The organism is Streptomyces sp. NPDC012827 (assembly GCF_042900905.1).
In the GTDB taxonomy this organism is placed as follows: domain Bacteria; phylum Actinomycetota; class Actinomycetes; order Streptomycetales; family Streptomycetaceae; genus Streptomyces; species Streptomyces gulbargensis.
The window spans coordinates 581,680-598,434 of record NZ_JBIBBY010000003.1; the positions used below are offsets into that span (position 1 = coordinate 581,680).

11 protein-coding genes are annotated in these 16,755 nt (G+C 74.8%); 7 read left to right on the forward strand and 4 right to left on the reverse strand.

Annotated features, from left to right (window positions below):
• Positions 1-260: 260 nt before the first annotated feature.
• The 3 genes from prfB to ACFY60_RS09210 all read right to left on the reverse strand — a co-directional run bounded on the left by prfB (position 261) and on the right by ACFY60_RS09210 (position 4,542).
• Complete coding sequence (gene prfB / locus ACFY60_RS09200; RefSeq protein WP_388609131.1) at positions 261-1,367, reverse strand: peptide chain release factor 2; 1,107 nt, start codon at positions 1,365-1,367, stop codon at positions 261-263.
• Positions 1,368-1,402: 35 nt separating this feature from the next.
• On the reverse strand, positions 1,403-2,659 hold the full coding sequence (locus tag ACFY60_RS09205) for a serine/threonine-protein kinase (protein WP_388609133.1): 1,257 nt from the start codon (positions 2,657-2,659) through the stop codon (positions 1,403-1,405).
• A gap of 107 nt (positions 2,660-2,766) precedes the next feature.
• Complete coding sequence (locus tag ACFY60_RS09210) at positions 2,767-4,542, reverse strand: serine/threonine-protein kinase (RefSeq protein WP_388609135.1); 1,776 nt, start codon at positions 4,540-4,542, stop codon at positions 2,767-2,769.
• 564 nt (positions 4,543-5,106) lie between these two features.
• Here ACFY60_RS09210 and ACFY60_RS09215 point away from each other — a divergent pair.
• The 4 genes from ACFY60_RS09215 to ACFY60_RS09230 all read left to right on the forward strand — a co-directional run bounded on the left by ACFY60_RS09215 (position 5,107) and on the right by ACFY60_RS09230 (position 12,804).
• Entirely contained in the window at positions 5,107-9,063 is a 3,957-nt protein-coding gene (locus tag ACFY60_RS09215) for an FtsK/SpoIIIE domain-containing protein (RefSeq protein ID WP_388609137.1), read from the forward strand.
• Positions 9,064-9,252: 189 nt separating this feature from the next.
• Positions 9,253-10,617 (forward strand): ABC transporter substrate-binding protein, encoded by a 1,365-nt coding sequence (locus ACFY60_RS09220; protein WP_388609140.1) that lies wholly within the window; start codon positions 9,253-9,255, stop codon positions 10,615-10,617.
• Between the two features lie 10 nt (positions 10,618-10,627).
• Positions 10,628-11,947: a carbohydrate ABC transporter permease gene (locus ACFY60_RS09225; RefSeq protein ID WP_388609141.1), complete on the forward strand. Its 1,320-nt coding sequence runs from the start codon at positions 10,628-10,630 to the stop codon at positions 11,945-11,947.
• Positions 11,944-12,804, forward strand: a complete 861-nt coding sequence (locus tag ACFY60_RS09230; protein WP_388609142.1) for a carbohydrate ABC transporter permease — start codon at positions 11,944-11,946, stop codon at positions 12,802-12,804. Before ACFY60_RS09225 ends, ACFY60_RS09230 begins: the two co-directional genes overlap by 4 nt.
• A 42-nt stretch (positions 12,805-12,846) precedes the next feature.
• On the opposite strand, the gene ACFY60_RS09235 is transcribed toward ACFY60_RS09230, so the two are convergent.
• A complete protein-coding gene (locus ACFY60_RS09235) occupies positions 12,847-13,449 on the reverse strand; it encodes a TetR/AcrR family transcriptional regulator (RefSeq protein ID WP_388609144.1) in 603 nt (200 codons plus the stop codon).
• A gap of 139 nt (positions 13,450-13,588) precedes the next feature.
• Here ACFY60_RS09235 and ACFY60_RS09240 point away from each other — a divergent pair, with 139 nt between their 5' ends.
• Genes ACFY60_RS09240 through ACFY60_RS09250 form a run of 3 tightly spaced genes read left to right on the forward strand, consistent with a single transcriptional unit; the run spans position 13,589 to position 16,735 of the window.
• On the forward strand, positions 13,589-14,524 hold the full coding sequence (locus ACFY60_RS09240; RefSeq protein ID WP_388609146.1) for an ABC transporter permease: 936 nt from the start codon (positions 13,589-13,591) through the stop codon (positions 14,522-14,524).
• Positions 14,517-15,374 carry an ABC transporter ATP-binding protein gene (locus ACFY60_RS09245; protein ID WP_388609149.1) on the forward strand — a complete coding sequence of 286 codons (858 nt, stop codon included), beginning with the start codon at positions 14,517-14,519 and terminating at the stop codon, positions 15,372-15,374. Before ACFY60_RS09240 ends, ACFY60_RS09245 begins: the two co-directional genes overlap by 8 nt.
• Complete coding sequence (locus ACFY60_RS09250; protein WP_388609151.1) at positions 15,371-16,735, forward strand: glycosyltransferase family 87 protein; 1,365 nt, start codon at positions 15,371-15,373, stop codon at positions 16,733-16,735. Before ACFY60_RS09245 ends, ACFY60_RS09250 begins: the two co-directional genes overlap by 4 nt.
• Positions 16,736-16,755 lie beyond the last annotated feature (20 nt).

Sequence of the window (16,755 nt, forward strand, 5' to 3'; positions counted from 1 at the left end):
TCAAGGTCGTTGCGCGTGCGATGCCCGAAAGATCACGACTTGCCTGCCATGCGGCGATGCAACTGTGACGTAAACCCTTAACTACGGCTCCGGCGCGGCCAGTTCCCATGTCGACAAAGCGCCTGGTGGCGCGGTTTCCGCTTGCGCCCGCGAATCCGCAGGGCCGTCACGGAGCGCCCCGGGTACGGGTCGGGGCGGCCGGGTACGCATCCGGGCCCCGCACCTGGTGGAGTGCGGGGCCCGGGGACGTACCGAGGGTGTTACTTCTCCTGCTGCTTGCGCCAGCGGATGCCGGCCTCGAGGAAGCCGTCGATCTCGCCGTCGAGGACCGCCTGCGGGTTGCCGACCTCGAAGTCCGTCCGGAGGTCCTTGACCATCTGGTACGGGTGGAGGACGTACGAACGCATCTGGTTGCCCCAGGAGCTGCCGCCGTCGCCCTTCAGGGCGTCCATCTTGGCGCGCTCCTCCTGGCGCTGGCGCTCGAGGAGCTTGGCCTGGAGGACGTTCATGGCGCTCGCCTTGTTCTGGATCTGGGAGCGCTCGTTCTGACAGGAGACGACGATGCCGGTCGGGAGGTGCGTGATGCGCACGGCCGAGTCGGTGGTGTTGACGCCCTGGCCGCCGGGGCCGGACGCGCGGTAGACGTCGATGCGCAGCTCGGACTCGTCGATGTCCACGTGGTCGGACTGCTCGACGACCGGGAGGATCTCCACGCCCGCGAAGGAGGTCTGGCGCCGGCCCTGGTTGTCGAAGGGCGAGATGCGGACCAGGCGGTGCGTGCCCTGCTCGACGGAGAGGGTGCCGTAGGCGTAGGGGGCCTTGACGACGAAGGTGGTCGACTTGATGCCGGCCTCCTCCGCGTACGAGGTCTCGTAGACCTCCGTCGAGTAGCCGTGGCGCTCCGCCCAGCGCAGGTACATGCGCTGGAGGCGCTCGGCGAAGTCGGAGGCGTCGACGCCGCCGGCCTCGGCACGGATGTTGACGAGGGCCTCCCGCTCGTCGTACTCGCCGGAGAGGAGCGTACGGACCTCCATCTCGTCGAGCGCCTTGCGCACGGCGGTCAGCTCGGTCTCGGCCTCGGCCCGGGTGTCCGGGTCGTCCATCTCCTCGGCGAGTTCGAAGAGCACGGCGAGGTCGTCGATGCGGTTGCGCAGCGCCTCGGTCTTGCGGACCTCGGCCTGGAGGTGCGAGAGCTTGCTCGTGATCTTCTGCGCGGCCTCCGGGTCGTCCCAGAGGGACGGGGCCGCGGCCTGCTCCTCGAGCACGGCGATGTCGGCCCTCAGCTTGTCGAGGTCCAGGACGGCCTCGATCGACGCCATGGTCGAGGAGAGGGACTTCAGTTCTTCGGATACATCGACGACTGCCACGCGTCCAGCGTAACGGCTCCCGGCCCGGAGCCCTACTACGGCCGGGACTCCTGGGACGACTGCTTCGAGTCCTGCGGCGGTGTCTGCGCGTCGCCGGAGGCCATCAGGTAGCCGCCCGCGCCCAGCGCGCCGGCGACCACGGCCGCCGCGACGGCCAGGGTGATCCGCCGCTTCCGGACGGCTCCGGCCCTGTTGCGGGCGGAGCCGGGGCGGCGGGCGCCGGCCGGGCGGGGGGCTCGGGCGGTGCCGAGGGGGCCGCCGGACAGCTCGTCGGGCGCGGGGACCCGCATGGAGGTGTGGGTGTCCCGGTGGGAGTCGGCGGAGGCGCCGGGGACCAGCGGGACGGCGGCCCGGCGGGGGCGGCTCTCGCCGGGACCGGCGCCCGGGGCCGTGGCGTAGGTGTCCTCCTCGTACGGCTCCGGGGCGGCCGGCTCGGCCCCCGGTTCGTCGACGTCCAGCGGAGGGATCCCCTTGAGCAGGGGCAGGACGTCCTTGAGGCGGGCGGCGAGCTCGGAGGCCCGCAGCCGGGAGGCGGGGGCCTTCGCCAGGCACTGCACGATCAGCTGCCACAGCTCCTCCGGGATGCCGGGCAGCGGGACGACGGTCTCGGTGACGTGGCGGCGCAGGACGGCGCCGGGGTGGCCGCCGCCGAACGGGGTGAAGCCCGCCAGCAGCTCGTACAGGACCGTCGCGAGGGCGTAGATGTCGACGGCGGCGCGCGGCGGGAGGCCCTCGACGATCTCCGGGGCGAGATAGTCGGGGGTGCCGATGATGCGGGTGGCCTTGGTCCGGCCCGGGGTGTCGATCAGCTTGGCGACGCCGAAGTCGGTGAGGAGGGCGGGGTGGGCGCCGCCCGGCCCGAGCGGGCCCTCCATGTCGAGAAGGATGTTCTCGGGCTTGACGTCGCGGTGGACGACCCCGGCCGCGTGCGCGGCGGCGAGGGCGTCGGCGACGTCGGCGGCGATGGCGACGGCGGCCTCGGGGGCGAGGCGCCGCTCGCGGTCGAGGCGGGTGCGCAGGTCGGTGCCGCGCACGAGGTCCATGACGAGGGCCAGGTCGTTGCCGTCGACGACGAGGTCGCGCACCTTGACCACCCGGGGGTGGTCGAGGCCGAGCAGGGCGGTCCGCTCCTGGACGAAGCGGCCGACGAGCTCCTGGTCGGAGGCCAGGTCCTCGCGCAGCAGTTTGACGGCGACGGGACCTTCCGGTCCTTCGCCGAGCCACACCGTTCCGGCACTGCCCCGCCCGAGGATCTGGTGGGCGGTGTAGCGGCTGCCGATGTTCCGTGCCAAGACTGCTCCCTCAGCGGCTGCGGTTCGCGTCAAAGTTACGCGTCCACGGCCGCAGGACGTCACTTCCGGAGGGAAATCACCCTCCGGAAGTCGATAAATCGGCAGTATTACTGCCCCGTACCGCCGGTAGCACCCCCGCCGGTGCCCGCGCTGTCGCCGATCTTGGAGATCCAGTCGGTGACGGAGGAGATGCCGTCACCGATGGCCTGCCAATAGCTCTTGCCCTCGGCGATCCAGCTCTGGAGCGGGGTGAGCTCCCAGACGAGCCAGCCGGCCACCACGAAGAGGACGATCATGACCAGGCAGCCCTTGAGGCAGCCGAGGCCGGGGATCCGCACCGGGTTGGCGCTGCGGCGCGGCTCACGCGGCGGTCGCGGGGCGCGCGGTGCGGGGGCCTGGGGCGGCGGCTGCGGCGGGGCGTACTGCTGCTGCTGCGGGGCGTACTGCTGCGGCGGAGGCGGCGGGGGCGCGTACTGCTGCCGCTGCGGGGGCTGCGGGGGCTGCTGCTGGTACGGCGCGGGGGCGGGCCGCTGCGGGGCGGGGCGCTGCGGCGGGTACGGCTGCTGCCGCGCGGGCTGCTGCGGCTGCCGCTGGGGGCGGCGGCGCAGCGGGTCCTCGGACGGGTCGAGGTACTGGATCTGCGTCTGCTCGTTGCGGTCGCGGGCGGCACGCAGCTGGTTCTGCCAGGGGTGCGGCTCCTCGGGCCCGCCCTGCGGCGGCTGCGGCGGCACGGGCGGCATGACGGCGGTCGGGTCGGCGGCACCGCCCTGACCGCCCTGGCCGTGACCGCCCTGGCCGGCGGGGCCGGTGGAGGGCAGGACCGCGGTCGCGTCGGCCGCACCGGGCGGCGGGCTCGTCGGCATGACGCTGGTGGGCGCCGCCGGGTCGTACTGCGCGGCGCCGGCGCCGCTGGGCAGCACCTGCGTCGGGTCCGCGGCCCCCGGCGTCTCGGTCACCGGCACGGGCGCGGGCGCCGGGTCCGGGGCGAGGAGCGCGCCGACACCCTCGGCGGCCTCGATCTGCGCGGGCGAGGCGTGCACGCCGATGCCGGCGGCGACCGTGCGCAGGCCGCGTGCCAGGTTGACCGCGCTGGGCCGCAGGTCGGGGTTCTTGCTGAGGCAGCGCTCGATGACCGTCCACAGGGGGCCGGGGACGGTGGAGGGGCGGCGGGGCTCCTCGCTGAGGTGCCGGTGCAGGACCTCGAGCGCGGTGCCTCCGGCGAACGGCGGGCGGCCGGTGACCAGCTCGTAGAGCAGGATGCCCGCGCCGTAGATGTCGACGGCGGAGGTCTGCGGCCGGCCCTCGGCGGACTCCGGCGCCACGTACGCGGGCGTGCCGACGAACTCGTGGGTGCGGGTGAGGCCGGGCGAGTCGGCGAGGCGCGCGATGCCGAAGTCGGTGAGCATCGGGTGCATGCTGCCGTCCCGCTCGGCGAGCAGCACGTTGGCCGGCTTGAGGTCGCGGTGGACGACGCCGTCGGCGTGGCTGGCGGCGAGCGCGTCGGCGATCTGGGCCGTCAGGAGGGCGGCGGCCACGGGGGTGAGCGGCCCGTTCTCCCGGATGTACCGGTGCAGGTCGGGGCCTTCGACGAGGTCCATGACGAGCGCCAGGACGTCGCCCTCGACCACCAGGTCGCGGGTCCGCACGATGTTGGGGTGGGTGAGCCGGAGCAGCACGGACCGCTCGCGCAGGAAGCGCATCACGATGTCCGCGTCGTTGGCCAGCTCCTCCTTGAGGACCTTGATCGCGACGGTCTCCCCGGGCTGGCCGGGGACGGCCGCCTCGGCGCCCGCCGTCTCCCTCTGGCGGGCTCGCCAGACGGTGCCCGTGGCGCCGCGGCCGAGCGGCTCCTCGAGCAGGTACTTGCTGCCGATAGGCCGCACGTCACGCGCTCCCTGCTGATCGTGGTCCTGGGGTCGGTCTGCTGGTCCCCGGGGTCCTTGTGTCTGTTGTGACCCGTCCGGGTGTCCGACCCACTTTAGTGCCGCCGAACGGACCACCGGCCGGTTGTCCACAGCCGGTTTCCGTTCGGCCCTTCACCTCCGGACGAGTCCGGACGGTTCGGGACGGTTCCGGCACCCGGCGGGCTCCGTCCGGCGGACACCCGGCCCCGGGTCCGCCCCGGGGTCCTGACGTCCGAAACGGTGCCCGGACTTGTCCGGAAGAAGACGCTCCAGGAGGCCCGACGGTTGCCGGGCCTTGTGCGCGGCCGCGCGCGGGCGGGCAATTTTCCGGCCACCACCGATCGTTCAAGATCACTTATGGGTGACCCGGGGGCAGGTTGTCGGCGGCAGGTGCGAGGATGCCTCCAGCACGTCGCATCGGTGGGGTCGGGAGCCCCCGCGCCGTGCCGACCTGTACCGGGCGACGCGTCCGTGCCGGGTGGGGGGAGGGACGGGGCGGTTCCCCCTGCCGGGCATCTCGCGCAGAAGGGACCGCTGACGGCGATGCAGATCCGGCTGACCGTCCTCGCGCCGCACGCCGGCCACGGCGCCGGGCGCGCGTGCGACGTGCTCGTCACCGCCCCGCCCGGGACGGCGCTCGCCGCCGTGACCTCCGGCCTGGCCGCCGCCGTCACCGGCCCCGACACGCCCGCGTCGGGCACGGTCGTGCTGTACGCGGGCGGGGAGCGGCTCGACGCCCGCCGCTGCGTCCTCGGCGAGCCCCCGCTCGTGGACGGCGCCGTTCTCTCGCTCCAGGCCCCCGGCCCGGACGACCGGGTGGACACGGCCGTCGCCGCACGCCTCCACGTGGTGGCCGGGCCCGACGCCGGCGGGGTCCACCTGCTGCACGGCGGCCCCATCAGGATCGGCCGTTCCGTCGACGCCGACGTGCCGTTGGACGACCCCGACGTCTCCCGCGCCCACTGCACGGTCACCGTCGGCGAGGACGGCCGGGTGACCGTCGCCGATCTCGGCTCCACCAACGGCACCACGCTCGACGGCGTGCCCGTCGGACCGCGCCCGGTCCGGCTGCGCCCCGGCGCGCTGCTGCGTCTCGGCGAGTCCGCCCTCCGCCTCACCGGACCGGGCGAGGACCCGGCCGGTCCCGAGACACGGGCGACCACGCCCGACGGCGAGGGCCATCTGCGGCTCGCCCCCGGGCCCGCCGGCGCCCCCGCCGACCCGCACGGCGGCAGCGGCCCCTGGCCGGGCCCCGGCGGACAGGCGGCGCCCGCCGCCCCGCCCTCGGCCGGTGCCACGCACGGCGGCGCGCGGGGCATCGGGCTCGCGGAGCCGTACGAGGACGTCCCCGGGCACGCGCGCGAGGAGGGGTCCTCCGGGGACGAGGCCCACGGCGGCCGGCCCGCCGCGCGCCCGGCCGCACGCCGGGGACTCGGCGCCTGGGCGCGCCGCCTGGCAGGTGGCCGTGACGAGCCGGCACCCGCCACCGCGGGCTCCCCGCCGGCCGGGCACGCCCCGGACGGACGGACCGGGCCGGACGCCTCCGGCCCCCTGACCGCCGCCGACACCTGGCCGGACCCGTCGGCCGTTCTCCTCACCGCCCTCGGCCCCGGCCCCCGGCTCTGGGAGCGCGACCGGCACCACACCGAGGCCCTCGTCGTACGCCTGGGCACCACCGACCGGGCCGAGCTGTCCGGGGTACCGGTCACCATCGGTCTGCGCGAGGCCGGTTCCCTCGGCCTGGCCGGTCCCGCCGATCGGCTCGCCGGGCTCGCCCGCTCCGTGGCGGCCCAGCTCGCCGCGCTGCACTCCCCCGCCGACCTGGAGATCGTCCTGATCAGCGCCGACCGGAACCGCTCCCTGGAGGAGCGGCGGCGCGCCTGGGGCTGGCTCGGCTGGCTCCCGCACGTCCGCCCGGCGCACGGCCAGGACTGCCGGCTGCTCCTCGCGTACGACCGCGAGCAGGCCGAGGCCCGGACGGCGGAGCTCACCCGCCGCCTGGACGACGGGCCGCTCGGGCCCGGCTGGCCCAGTGCCGACCACACCGCCGTCGCCGAGGCCGCCGCCCGGTACGACGGGCCCGCGACGGTCGTGGTCGTCGACGGCGACCCCGGTTCCTCCGCGCTGCGCGAGACGGTCGCCCGGCTCGCCGGGGCCGGTGCGGCCGCCGGCATCCACCTGATCTGCCTCGCCGAGGCCCCCTCCGCGTCACCCGTGTCCCCCGTGGCCGCCACGTACGAGACGGCCTGCGCGGCGTCCCTCGCCTTCCGCGAGTGCGGGGCCGCCGTCCTGCTCAGCGGGGACGTGGCCACGGCGCTGCGGCTGCTGCGCACCGCGGGCGGGCGGGTCGCCGGTCACGGCACGGTCGGGGTCGTCGACGCGGTGTCCGTCGCCTGGGCGGAGCGGTTCGGCCGCGCGCTCGCCCCCTTGCGTACGGACGCGGCCGCGACGACGAACGGCCGGGCCGCCGCGCTGCCGCCCTCCGCGCGGCTTCTCGACGAGCTCGGGCTCGCCCGGGCCACTCCCGCGTCGCTCATGGCCCGCTGGGCGTCCGCCGGGGAGGGCACCGCCGTCCTCGGCGCGGGCCCGCGCGGACCGCTCTCACTGGACCTCACGCAGGAGGGCCCGCACCTCCTCATCGAGGGCCCGCCCGGCAGCGGCCGCACGGAGCTGCTCCGCTCGATCGCCGCCTCTCTCGCCGCCTCCGCCCGTCCCGACCGGCTCGGCCTGTTCCTCGTCGACGGCGCGGGCGGCGAGCGCGGCGAGGGCCTCGCGGCCTGCACGGAGCTGCCGCACGTCACCGAGCACCTGGTCGCCTCGGACCCCGTGCGGATGCGGGAGTTCGCGCAGGCTCTGGGGGCGGAGCTGAAGCGGCGGGCGGAGCTCCTCGGCGACGGCGGCTTCGCCGAGCGCCGGACCGCCCGGGCGATGGTCGGCCAGCGCGGCCCGAGCGCGGCCGAATCGGTCCCCCAGGGCGCCCGTGCGACCGTGCGCGTCCCCGACCCCACGGACCTCCCCGACCGCCCCAGCGGCCGCACCCTGCGCACGGGTGACGGCCCGATCGGCTCCCTCCCGTCCCCCCGCCACGGTGACGGCCCCGCGGGCCGCGCCCCCACCCGGGACACCGACCCGGTGCCGGGCCGCCGGCCGTACCCGGCCGCGGCCCCCCTGGAAGGCCGCGCGAGCGACCGGACCCCGTACCCGGGAACGGATCAGCTCTCCGGCCGGACCGGCGGGCGCGCCCCGTACCCCGGCACGGAACGCGCCGACAGCCGGGCCACCGCGCGGGCTCCGTACACCGACGACCTCGACACGCGCGGCAGCGGACGCGTGGGGCGGCCCGGGGACACGGACCTGGGCAGCCACCGCACGCCGTACCCCGGTGCCGACGACCTCGACACACGCGGCAGCGGACGCGTGGGTCGGCCCGGCGACGCCGACCTGGGCAGCCGCCCGAGCGGCCGCACTCCCTACCCGGGCTCGGACCCGGTGGACAGCCGCCCGAGCGGCCGCACGCCGTACCCGGCTACCGACCACGGCGACCACCGCACCGACGGACGCACGCCGTACCCCGGTGCCGACGACCTCGACACGCGCGGCAGCGGACGCATGGCCTCTCCGGTTGGCCGTGACCTCGGTCCGCGGCCCGGCGGCGGGGGGCACCGGGCCGGGGACGGGACGCCGCCCGAGCGGGTCGGCGGGCGGACCCTCCGGGTCGGGGACGACGACGTGGACGGGCGGGCCGCCGGCCGCGGGGCGCGGGGGGCCGTGGACGGTTTCCTGGGCGAGACGCCCAGTGGGCGCCTGCCGCGCCGCAGCGGCGGGCTCGATGCGCCGTCGAGCGGGCGGACCCTTCGCGGCGGCGCCGGGGAGCCCGTGATCCCGCGCCCGGCGGGCCCCGAGTCCCCCCGTACGCCCCAGGCCCAGGCCCAGGTCCAAGCCCCCGCCCCGGAACAGGCACAGGCACCGGCGGGCCCGCTGCCGCGCCTCGTCGTCCTCGTGGACGACTTCGACGCCCTGGTCGCACCGGCGCTCGGCGCGCCCGGCCGTCCCGCGGCGGGCTCCGTCGTACGGGCGCTGGAGGCCGTGGCCCGGAGCGGCGAGCGCCTCGGTGTGCACCTCGTCGTGACCTCCGCCCGCCCCGACCGGACCGCCGACACGGAGCTGGCCCACGGCGCCCGGCTGCGGATCGTGCTCGACCCGCCGCCGGCGGCGCCCGGTCCGGACGTCCCGGCACCCGGGCGGGGCCGCCTCGGCCACCCCGACGGCCGGGTGACCCCGTTCCAGACGGGCCGGGTGACGGGACGGATCCCACGTACGGCGACGCTCCGCCCGACCGTCGTCCCGCTGGAGTGGGAGCGGATGGGCGATCCGCCGGCCCGGCGCCCGGTCCGCGAACTGGGCAACGGCCCGACGGACCTGGCCCTCCTGGCGAGCGCGCTGGAACGGGCGGCGCGCTCGGTGGAGGCCGCGCCCGTACCGCCCCTCACGCACGCGTGATCCGGCCGGTCACCGGCGGCCCGGCCCCCGCCGGGCTGCCGCCCCGTCACCGGCACCGCCGGCCTGACGTCACGTCACGAGCCAATCACGATCACCCGCGAGACCCCGAAGGCGGTATTGCGGGCTCCGGCGCCCCGGCGTAGACCTGTCGGCACGTACAGCGACGCGCACGACAGAGACGGGGCAGTAATGCGTACAACTCTTCGTCCACGCACACGATTCGGCACCCTCACGGTCCTCACGGCCGTCACCGCGCTCGTCCTCACCGCCTGCGGCGGCGAGAAGTCGACGGATGCGGGCCCGAGCGCGGGCCCCACCGGGGCCTTACCGCTGAAGGGCGAGAAGATCGAGGTGGCGGCCGTCTGGACGGGCCCCGAGCAGGAGAACTTCTCCAAGGTGCTGAAGGAGTTCGAGAAGCGGACGGGAGCGACCGTCACCTTCGTGCCCGCCCAGGACCCCATCGTGAACTTCCTCGGGACGAAGATCGCCGGTGGTTCTCCGCCGGACGTGGCGATGCTGCCGCAGGTCGGCGCCATCCGACAGGCCGCGGCCCAGAAGTGGATCAAGCCGGTGGGCCCGGAGGCCCGGCGGGCCCTCGAAGCGAACTACTCGCGCGGCTGGCAGGAGCTGGGCGCGGTGGACGGCACCCCGTACGGGGTGTACTTCAAGGCCGCCAACAAGTCCTTGATCTGGTACAACACCGCGGCCTTCGACAACGCGGGCGCCGCCGAGCCGAAGACGTGGAAGGAGTTCCTGTCCACGGCCGAGACGATCTCGGCCTCCGGCGTCACCCCGGTCTCGGTCGGCGGCGCGGACGGCTGGACGCTCACCGACTGGTTCGAGAACGTCTACCTCTCGCAGGCGGGCCCGGAGAAGTACGACCAGCTGGCCAAGCACGAGATCAAGTGGACCGATCCGTCCGTCACCGCCGCCCTGAAGACGCTCGCCGAGCTGTTCGGCCGGCCGGAGCTGCTCGCGGGCGGGACGAGCGGGGCGCTCCAGACCGAGTACCCGGCGTCGGTGACGCAGACGTTCACGGGCGGCGACCGGCCGAAGGGGGCGATGGTCTTCGAGGGGGACTTCGCCGCCGTCAACATCGCGCAGACCGAGGCGAAGATCGGTACGGACGCGAAGGTCTTCCCGTTCCCGGCGGTCGGCTCGGGCGCGGCGCCCGTGGTGACGGCGGGCGACGCGGCCGTGGCCCTGAAGGACACCAAGGGGGCGCAGGCCCTGCTGGCGTTCCTGGCCTCGCCGGACGCGGCGCGGATCTGGGCGGCCGAGGGCGGGTTCCTCTCGCCGAACAAGAACCTGGACCCGGCCGCGTACCCGAACGACGTCCAGCGGGAGATCGCGAAGGCGCTGATCGGGGCCGGTGACGACTTCCGCTTCGACATGTCGGACCAGATGCCGCAGTCGTTCGGCGGCACTCCCGGGAAGGGCGAGTGGAAGGCGCTCCAGGACTTCCTGAAGAACCCGAGGGACGTCGCGGGGACCCAGGCGCGCCTGGAGGTCGAGGCGGCGAAGGCGTACCGGGCCACGGCCCCGCAGAGCTGAGGCGCGGGCCATGGCACGCGTGAACGGCGGCCGGCGCGGGAGCACCACCGTCGCGGCGGTGTTCCTGCTGCCCGCCGTCCTGCTCCTCGGCGCGCTCGTCGTCTACCCGATCGGGTACTCGCTCCAGCGGTCGTTCTTCGACCGCTCCGGTGGGATCTTCGTCGGCCTGGACAACTACGTGGCCCTCGTCACCGACGAGTCGCTGCGGACGGCCGTCCGCAACAACCTGGTGTGGCTGGTGGTCGCCCCCGCGGTGGCCACCGCCCTCGGCCTGGTCTTCGCGGTGCTGACCGAACGGGTCCGCTGGGGGACGGCGTTCAAGCTGGTCGTCTTCATGCCGATGGCGATCTCGATGCTGGCCGCCGGGATCATCTTCCGGCTGGTGTACGAGCAGGACCCGGACCGGGGGATCGCCAACGCGGTCTGGGTCGGGGTCCACGACACCTTCGCGGAGGCCTCGGTCTTCCCGCGGGCCCGTCCGCTGCCCGCGCACCCACTTCAGGCGGCGGGCGGAGGGGCGTACGTGACGAAGGACCCGGTGCGGGCAGGGGTGCCGGTGCTCCTCCCGCTGGTCGGGGTGGCGCCGGGAGACATGCCGGAGGAGGCCCGGCCGGCGCGCGCACCGGGCACCGGGGGCGGCGGACCGGCGGCGGACCGGGTCACCGGGACGGCCTGGCTGGACTTCACCCGGGGCGGCGGCGGGAAGCCCAACCGCGTCGACCCGGCCGAGAAGGGGCTCGCCGGGCTGCGGATCGAGGCGGTACGGGACGGCAAGGTGGTCGCGACGGCCACGGCGGGCGCCGACGGCACCTTCGAGCTGCCGGCGGACCGCGCCGAGGGAGCCGTCCTGCGTCTGCCCGCCGACAACTTCCGCGAGCAGTACAACGGCGTGGAGTGGCTCGGCCCGTCGCTGGTGACTCCGGCGGTGATCGGCGCGTACGTGTGGATGTGGGCCGGGTTCGCGATGGTGCTGATCGGGGCCGGGCTGGCGGCCGTTCCGCGCGAGCTGCTCGAAGCGGCCCGGGTGGACGGGGCGAACGAGTGGCAGGTGTTCCGCCGGATCACGGTGCCGCTGCTCGCGCCGGTCCTCGGGGTCGTCCTGGTCACGCTGATGATCAATGTGCTGAAGATCTTCGACCTGGTCTTCGTCATCGCGCCGGGTTCGGCCCAGGACGACGCGAACGTGCTGGCGCTGCAGCTGTACCGGTCGTCCTTCGGGACGGACGCGGACCTGGGGGTCGGTTCGGCGATCGCGGTGGTCCTGCTGCTCCTGGTACTGCCGGTGATGGTGCTCAACATCCGTCGCATGCGAAGGGAGGCCCGCAGGTGAGGCCGTCGACGTCGCTCGCCACCCGGATCGCCGCCCGCACGGCCGGCGGCGCGGTGCGCGCCTTCCTCCTCCTGACCGGTCTGTTCTGGCTCCTGCCGACGGTGGGGCTGCTGCTGTCGTCGCTGCGTTCGCCGTCGGACATCGCGGAGAGCGGCTGGTGGCAGGTGTTCGCGGCCCCGGCGCAGCTGACCACGGAGAACTACGCCCGGCTGCTGACGAACGAGACGTTCACCGGCTCGCTGCTGTCCACGGTGATGATCACCGTTCCCGCCACGGTCCTGGTCCTGGTGATCGGCTCGTTCGCCGGGTACGCCTTCGCGTGGCTGGAGTTCCCGGGCCGCGACTGGTGGTTCCTGGGGGTGGTCGCGCTGCTGGTGGTGCCGGTGCAGGTGGCGCTGATCCCGGTGTCGAAGCTGTTTGGGGTGGTCGGACTGTTCGAGACGACGGCGGGGGTGGTGCTGTTCCACACGGCCTTCGGGCTGCCGTTCGCGGTGTTCCTGCTGCGGAACTTCTTCGCGGAGATCCCGCGCGAGCTGCTCGAGGCGGCCCGGCTCGACGGCGCGGGCGAGATCCGGCTGTTCACGCGCGTGGTGCTGCCGCTCGGCGGCCCGGCCATCGCCTCCCTGGGGATCTTCCAGTTCCTCTGGGTGTGGAACGACATGCTGGTGGCCCTGATCTTCGCCGATTCCCAGTCCCCGCCGATCACGGTGGCCCTCCAGCAGCAGGTCCGCCAGTTCGGCAACAACGTGGACGTCCTGGCCCCGGGCGCCTTCCTGTCGATGGTGATCCCGCTGGTCGTCTTCTTCGCCTTCCAGCGCCAGTTCGTCACGGGCGTGATGGCGGGCGCGGTGAAGTAGGGCCCGCTCCGCGGGCACGGCGGCGGTGGCGGCGTACGGGCGTCAGACGGCCCGGAGTGCCGCCACCGCCGCGCGCGCGAGGTCGTCCACGTACCCCTCGGGCAGTTCGGTGCGGACGACGGCGAGACGCCAGTAGAGGGGGCCGAGGACGAGGTCGAGGGCGCGTGCGGGGTCGCTTCCCCCGGGGAGGTCGCCGCGCGCGACGGCCTCGTGCACGATCCGGGCGACGACTCCCTGTCGCCCGTCGAGGAGGACCGCCCGGAGGGCGTCGGCCATCCCCGGGTTCCGGGCGGCTTCGACGAGGAGGTCCGGCACCACCCGCGAGGCGACGGGGTGGCGCAGGGCCTGCGCGGCGACCTCGAGGAGGGCGCGCACGTCGCCGAGGAGGGTGCCGGTGGCGGGGGCGGGCAGGCCCTGTTCGGCGACGGCGCCGACGAGGTCGAGCACGAGGGCGAGCTTGGACTTCCAGCGCCGGTAGACGGCGGTCTTGCCGACACCGGCGCGGCGCGCGATGCCCTCGATGGACATCCGGGCGAACCCGACGGCCGCTAGTTCCTCGAAGACGGCGGCGCGGATGGCCTGGGTGACGTCCTCGCGGAGCACGGCGGCTCCGGCGGGGGCGCGTCGGGGAGGCGGGGTGCTCATGGGCGCATCCTAACCAACGCCGACGTAACGACGATACGGTTGCGTTCCGACGTGCACACACCTAGCCTCCTCGTAGCGACGATACGGACCCGTTCCATCGTTGCCGAAGATCCGTGCCCTCCGTCGAAAGCGGCGCCCGTTGACCACCATCCTGGCTCCACCCCCACCCCCCTCACCAGTCGTCCCGGGCGCCCCGGCGGCGCCGGCCGAGGACCTCGGCGCGTTCGCCCGCCGCCACGGCCTCACCGTCAGCGGCTCCCGCCCGCCACTCCGGACGTACGTCCGGCAGCTCTGGTCCCGCCGCTCCTTCATCGCCGCCTTCGCGACCGCCCGCCTCACCGCCCAGTACAGTCAAGCGCGCCTCGGCCAGCTCTGGCAGCTGATGACCCCGTTCCTCAACGCCGCCGTCTACTACCTGGTCTTCGGCGTCCTGATGAACGCCCGGCACGGCGTCCCCGACTACGTTCCGTTCCTGATCACCGGCGTCTTCGTGTGGACCTTCACCGCCGAGACGGTGATGAGCGGGACACGGGCGATCAGTGGCAATCTCGGCCTGGTGCGCGCCCTGCACTTCCCCCGCGCGTCCCTTCCGCTCTCCCTCGCCCTCCAGAAGTTCCAGCAGCTGCTGCTCTCGCTCGCCGCGCTCATCCTGATCCTCCTGTGCTGCGGCCAGTACCCGGCCCCGAGCTGGCTGCTCGCCGTGCCGGCCCTCCTGTTCCAGGCACTGTTCAGCACGGGCCTGGCGCTGGTGACGGCGCGGCTCGCCGCCAGGACCCCGGACGTCGCCCAGCTCATGCCGTTCGTGCTGCGCACCTGGATGTACGCCTCGGGCGCCATGTGGTCCATCCAGAACCTGGCGCAGAGCGGCCGCTTCCCCGGGGCCGTGGTCCTCGCCCTGCAGTGCAATCCGGCGGCCCTCTCCATCGACCTCATGCGCTTCGCGCTCATCGACAGCCACGGGGCGGCGCAGCTCCCTCCGCACGCCTGGGCGCTCGCCGCCGGCTGGGGGGTCGTGCTCTTCACGGGCGGGTTCCTGTGGTTCTGGCAGGCGGAGGAGACGTACGGCCGTGGCTGAGGCGCCGAGGATCCCGACCGTCGTGGTGGACGACGTGCACGTCTCGTACACGGTGCACGGCGCAGCAGCCCGGCCGGCCCGCGGTCCCGCCGGGCTGCTGCGCCGTGGCCGCCCGGTGCCCGCCGGCCGGCGGGTGCACGCCGTCAGGGGCGTGAGCTTCGTGGCGTACCGGGGGGAGGCGATCGGCCTGATCGGTTCGAACGGCTCGGGCAAGTCCACCCTCCTGAAGGCCGTCGCGGGCCTCCAGCCCGTCGAGCACGGACGGATCCACACCCGGGGGCAGCCCGCTCTGCTCGGTGTGCACGCGGCTCTGATGAACGATCTGACCGGCGAGCGGAACGTGGTTCTGGGCGGCCTCGCCATGGGCATGAGCCGGGCCGAGATCCGGGACCGCTACGACGACATCGTGGAGTTCTCCGGCGTCAACGAGAAGGAGGACGCGATCTCGCGCCCCTTGCGGACGTACTCCTCCGGGATGGCCGCCCGGTTGCGGTTCTCCCTCGCGGCCGCCCGGAGCCACGACGTGCTCCTCATCGACGAGGCCCTGGCCACGGGCGACGCCCGCTTCCAGCGCCGAAGCCGGCGGCGGATCGACGAGCTGCGGGCGGAGGCGGGGACCGTCTTCCTGGTGAGCCACGCGCACGCCACGATCAGGGAGACCTGCGGGCGGGCCCTGTGGCTGGAGGCGGGGACGCTGCGGATGGACGGACCGGCCGAGGAGGTCGTGGCGGCGTACGAGGCCTTCACCTCGGGCGGGTCCCAGGGCTTCGCGACCGCCCATGGCCGTTCACCGGTACGGGCGAGCACAAAAGGGAGGAACCCCCCGTACCGGACTACGGTCGGAGGGTGACGACCGAGCAGCCCCACCCCCCGCCGTCCGGCAGCGCTCCCCCGTCGCCCGGGAGCGCTCCTCCGCCCGCCTCCGGCAGCACTCCCCCGCCGCCACGTCTCACCCGTTCGCCCTTCGAGTCGGAGACCTTCACCTCCGCCACCTTCGTCACGGTCGGGAACGGTCCCCTTCTCGCGCTCGCCACCGTCTGGGTCATCACCCGGGCGGGGATGCTGCTGCTGCTGCTCAAGGACGGCCTCGGGATCGGCGGGGTGGGCCGGGAGGTGTACCTGCTCTACCGGCACTGGTACGCGCAGTTCGCCGGCGGCTCCTTCCCCGTGGGCGACCCCGCCTGGCAGTACCCGCCCGGCGCCGGGCTCGTCATCATGTCGCCGGGGGTGCTGCCGTGGCTCAGCTACTTCCAGGCCTTCGTCGTCCTCACCCTCCTCGCCGACGCGCTCGTCGCGTTCGCCCTGGCCCGCGCGGACCAGGAGCGCCTGACCCACGGCGCCTGGGTGTGGGTCTGCGGACTCCCGCTGCTGCTCCACGTGCCCCTCGCACGGTACGACGTGCAGGCCACCGCCCTCGCCGTCCTCGCCCTGCTCGCCCTGAAGAGGCCCCGGTCCCGTGCCGCGCACCGGATCGGCGGTGCGCTCGCCGGGCTCGGCGCCCTGGTGAAGGTGTGGCCGCTGCTCACCCTGATCGGCACCCCCCGGGGCCGTACCTCCCGGGAGGCGTGGACCGCCGCCGCCGTCACCGCCGGCGCCCTCCTCGGCGTCCTCACGCTGTCCTTCACCGGCCCGCTGGCCTTCCTGCGCGAACAGGGCGGCCGGGGCGTCCAGATCGAGTCCCTCGGCGGTACCGTCCTGGCGCTGGCCCGCGCCACCGGCGTGTGGTCCGGCACGGTCGACCTGCGTCACGGAGCCCTCGAGTACCTCGGACCGTACGTCTCGTCCTTCGGGTACCTCTCCCTGCTGCTGACCGTCGTCACCTGCGGCTGGCTGCTGCTGTGGCGGCTGCGGGCCCGGCACTGGACCCCGGCGACCCCGCTGGACGCCGCTCTCGCCGCCGTCCTGCTGCTCACCGTCACCAGCCGGGTGCTGAGCCCCCAGTACATGGTCTGGCTGCTGGGGCTCGGCGCCGTCTGCCTGACCTCCCGGGCGACGGTGATGCGTCCGGTGGTGCTGCTCCTCCTGCCGGCGGCGGCGCTCAGCTCCCTCACGTACCCCGTGCTCTACGCCGACGTCATCGCCGGCACCCTGCCGGGCCTCGCCGTGCCCGCGCTCCGCAACGCCCTGCTCCTGGCGGCGGCCCTGCTCGCCGCCCGCCGGCTGTGGACCGCCACGGTCACCCCGGAGCCGGAACCGGCCGACGTGACATGACGAAGGGCCCCGCCGGACGC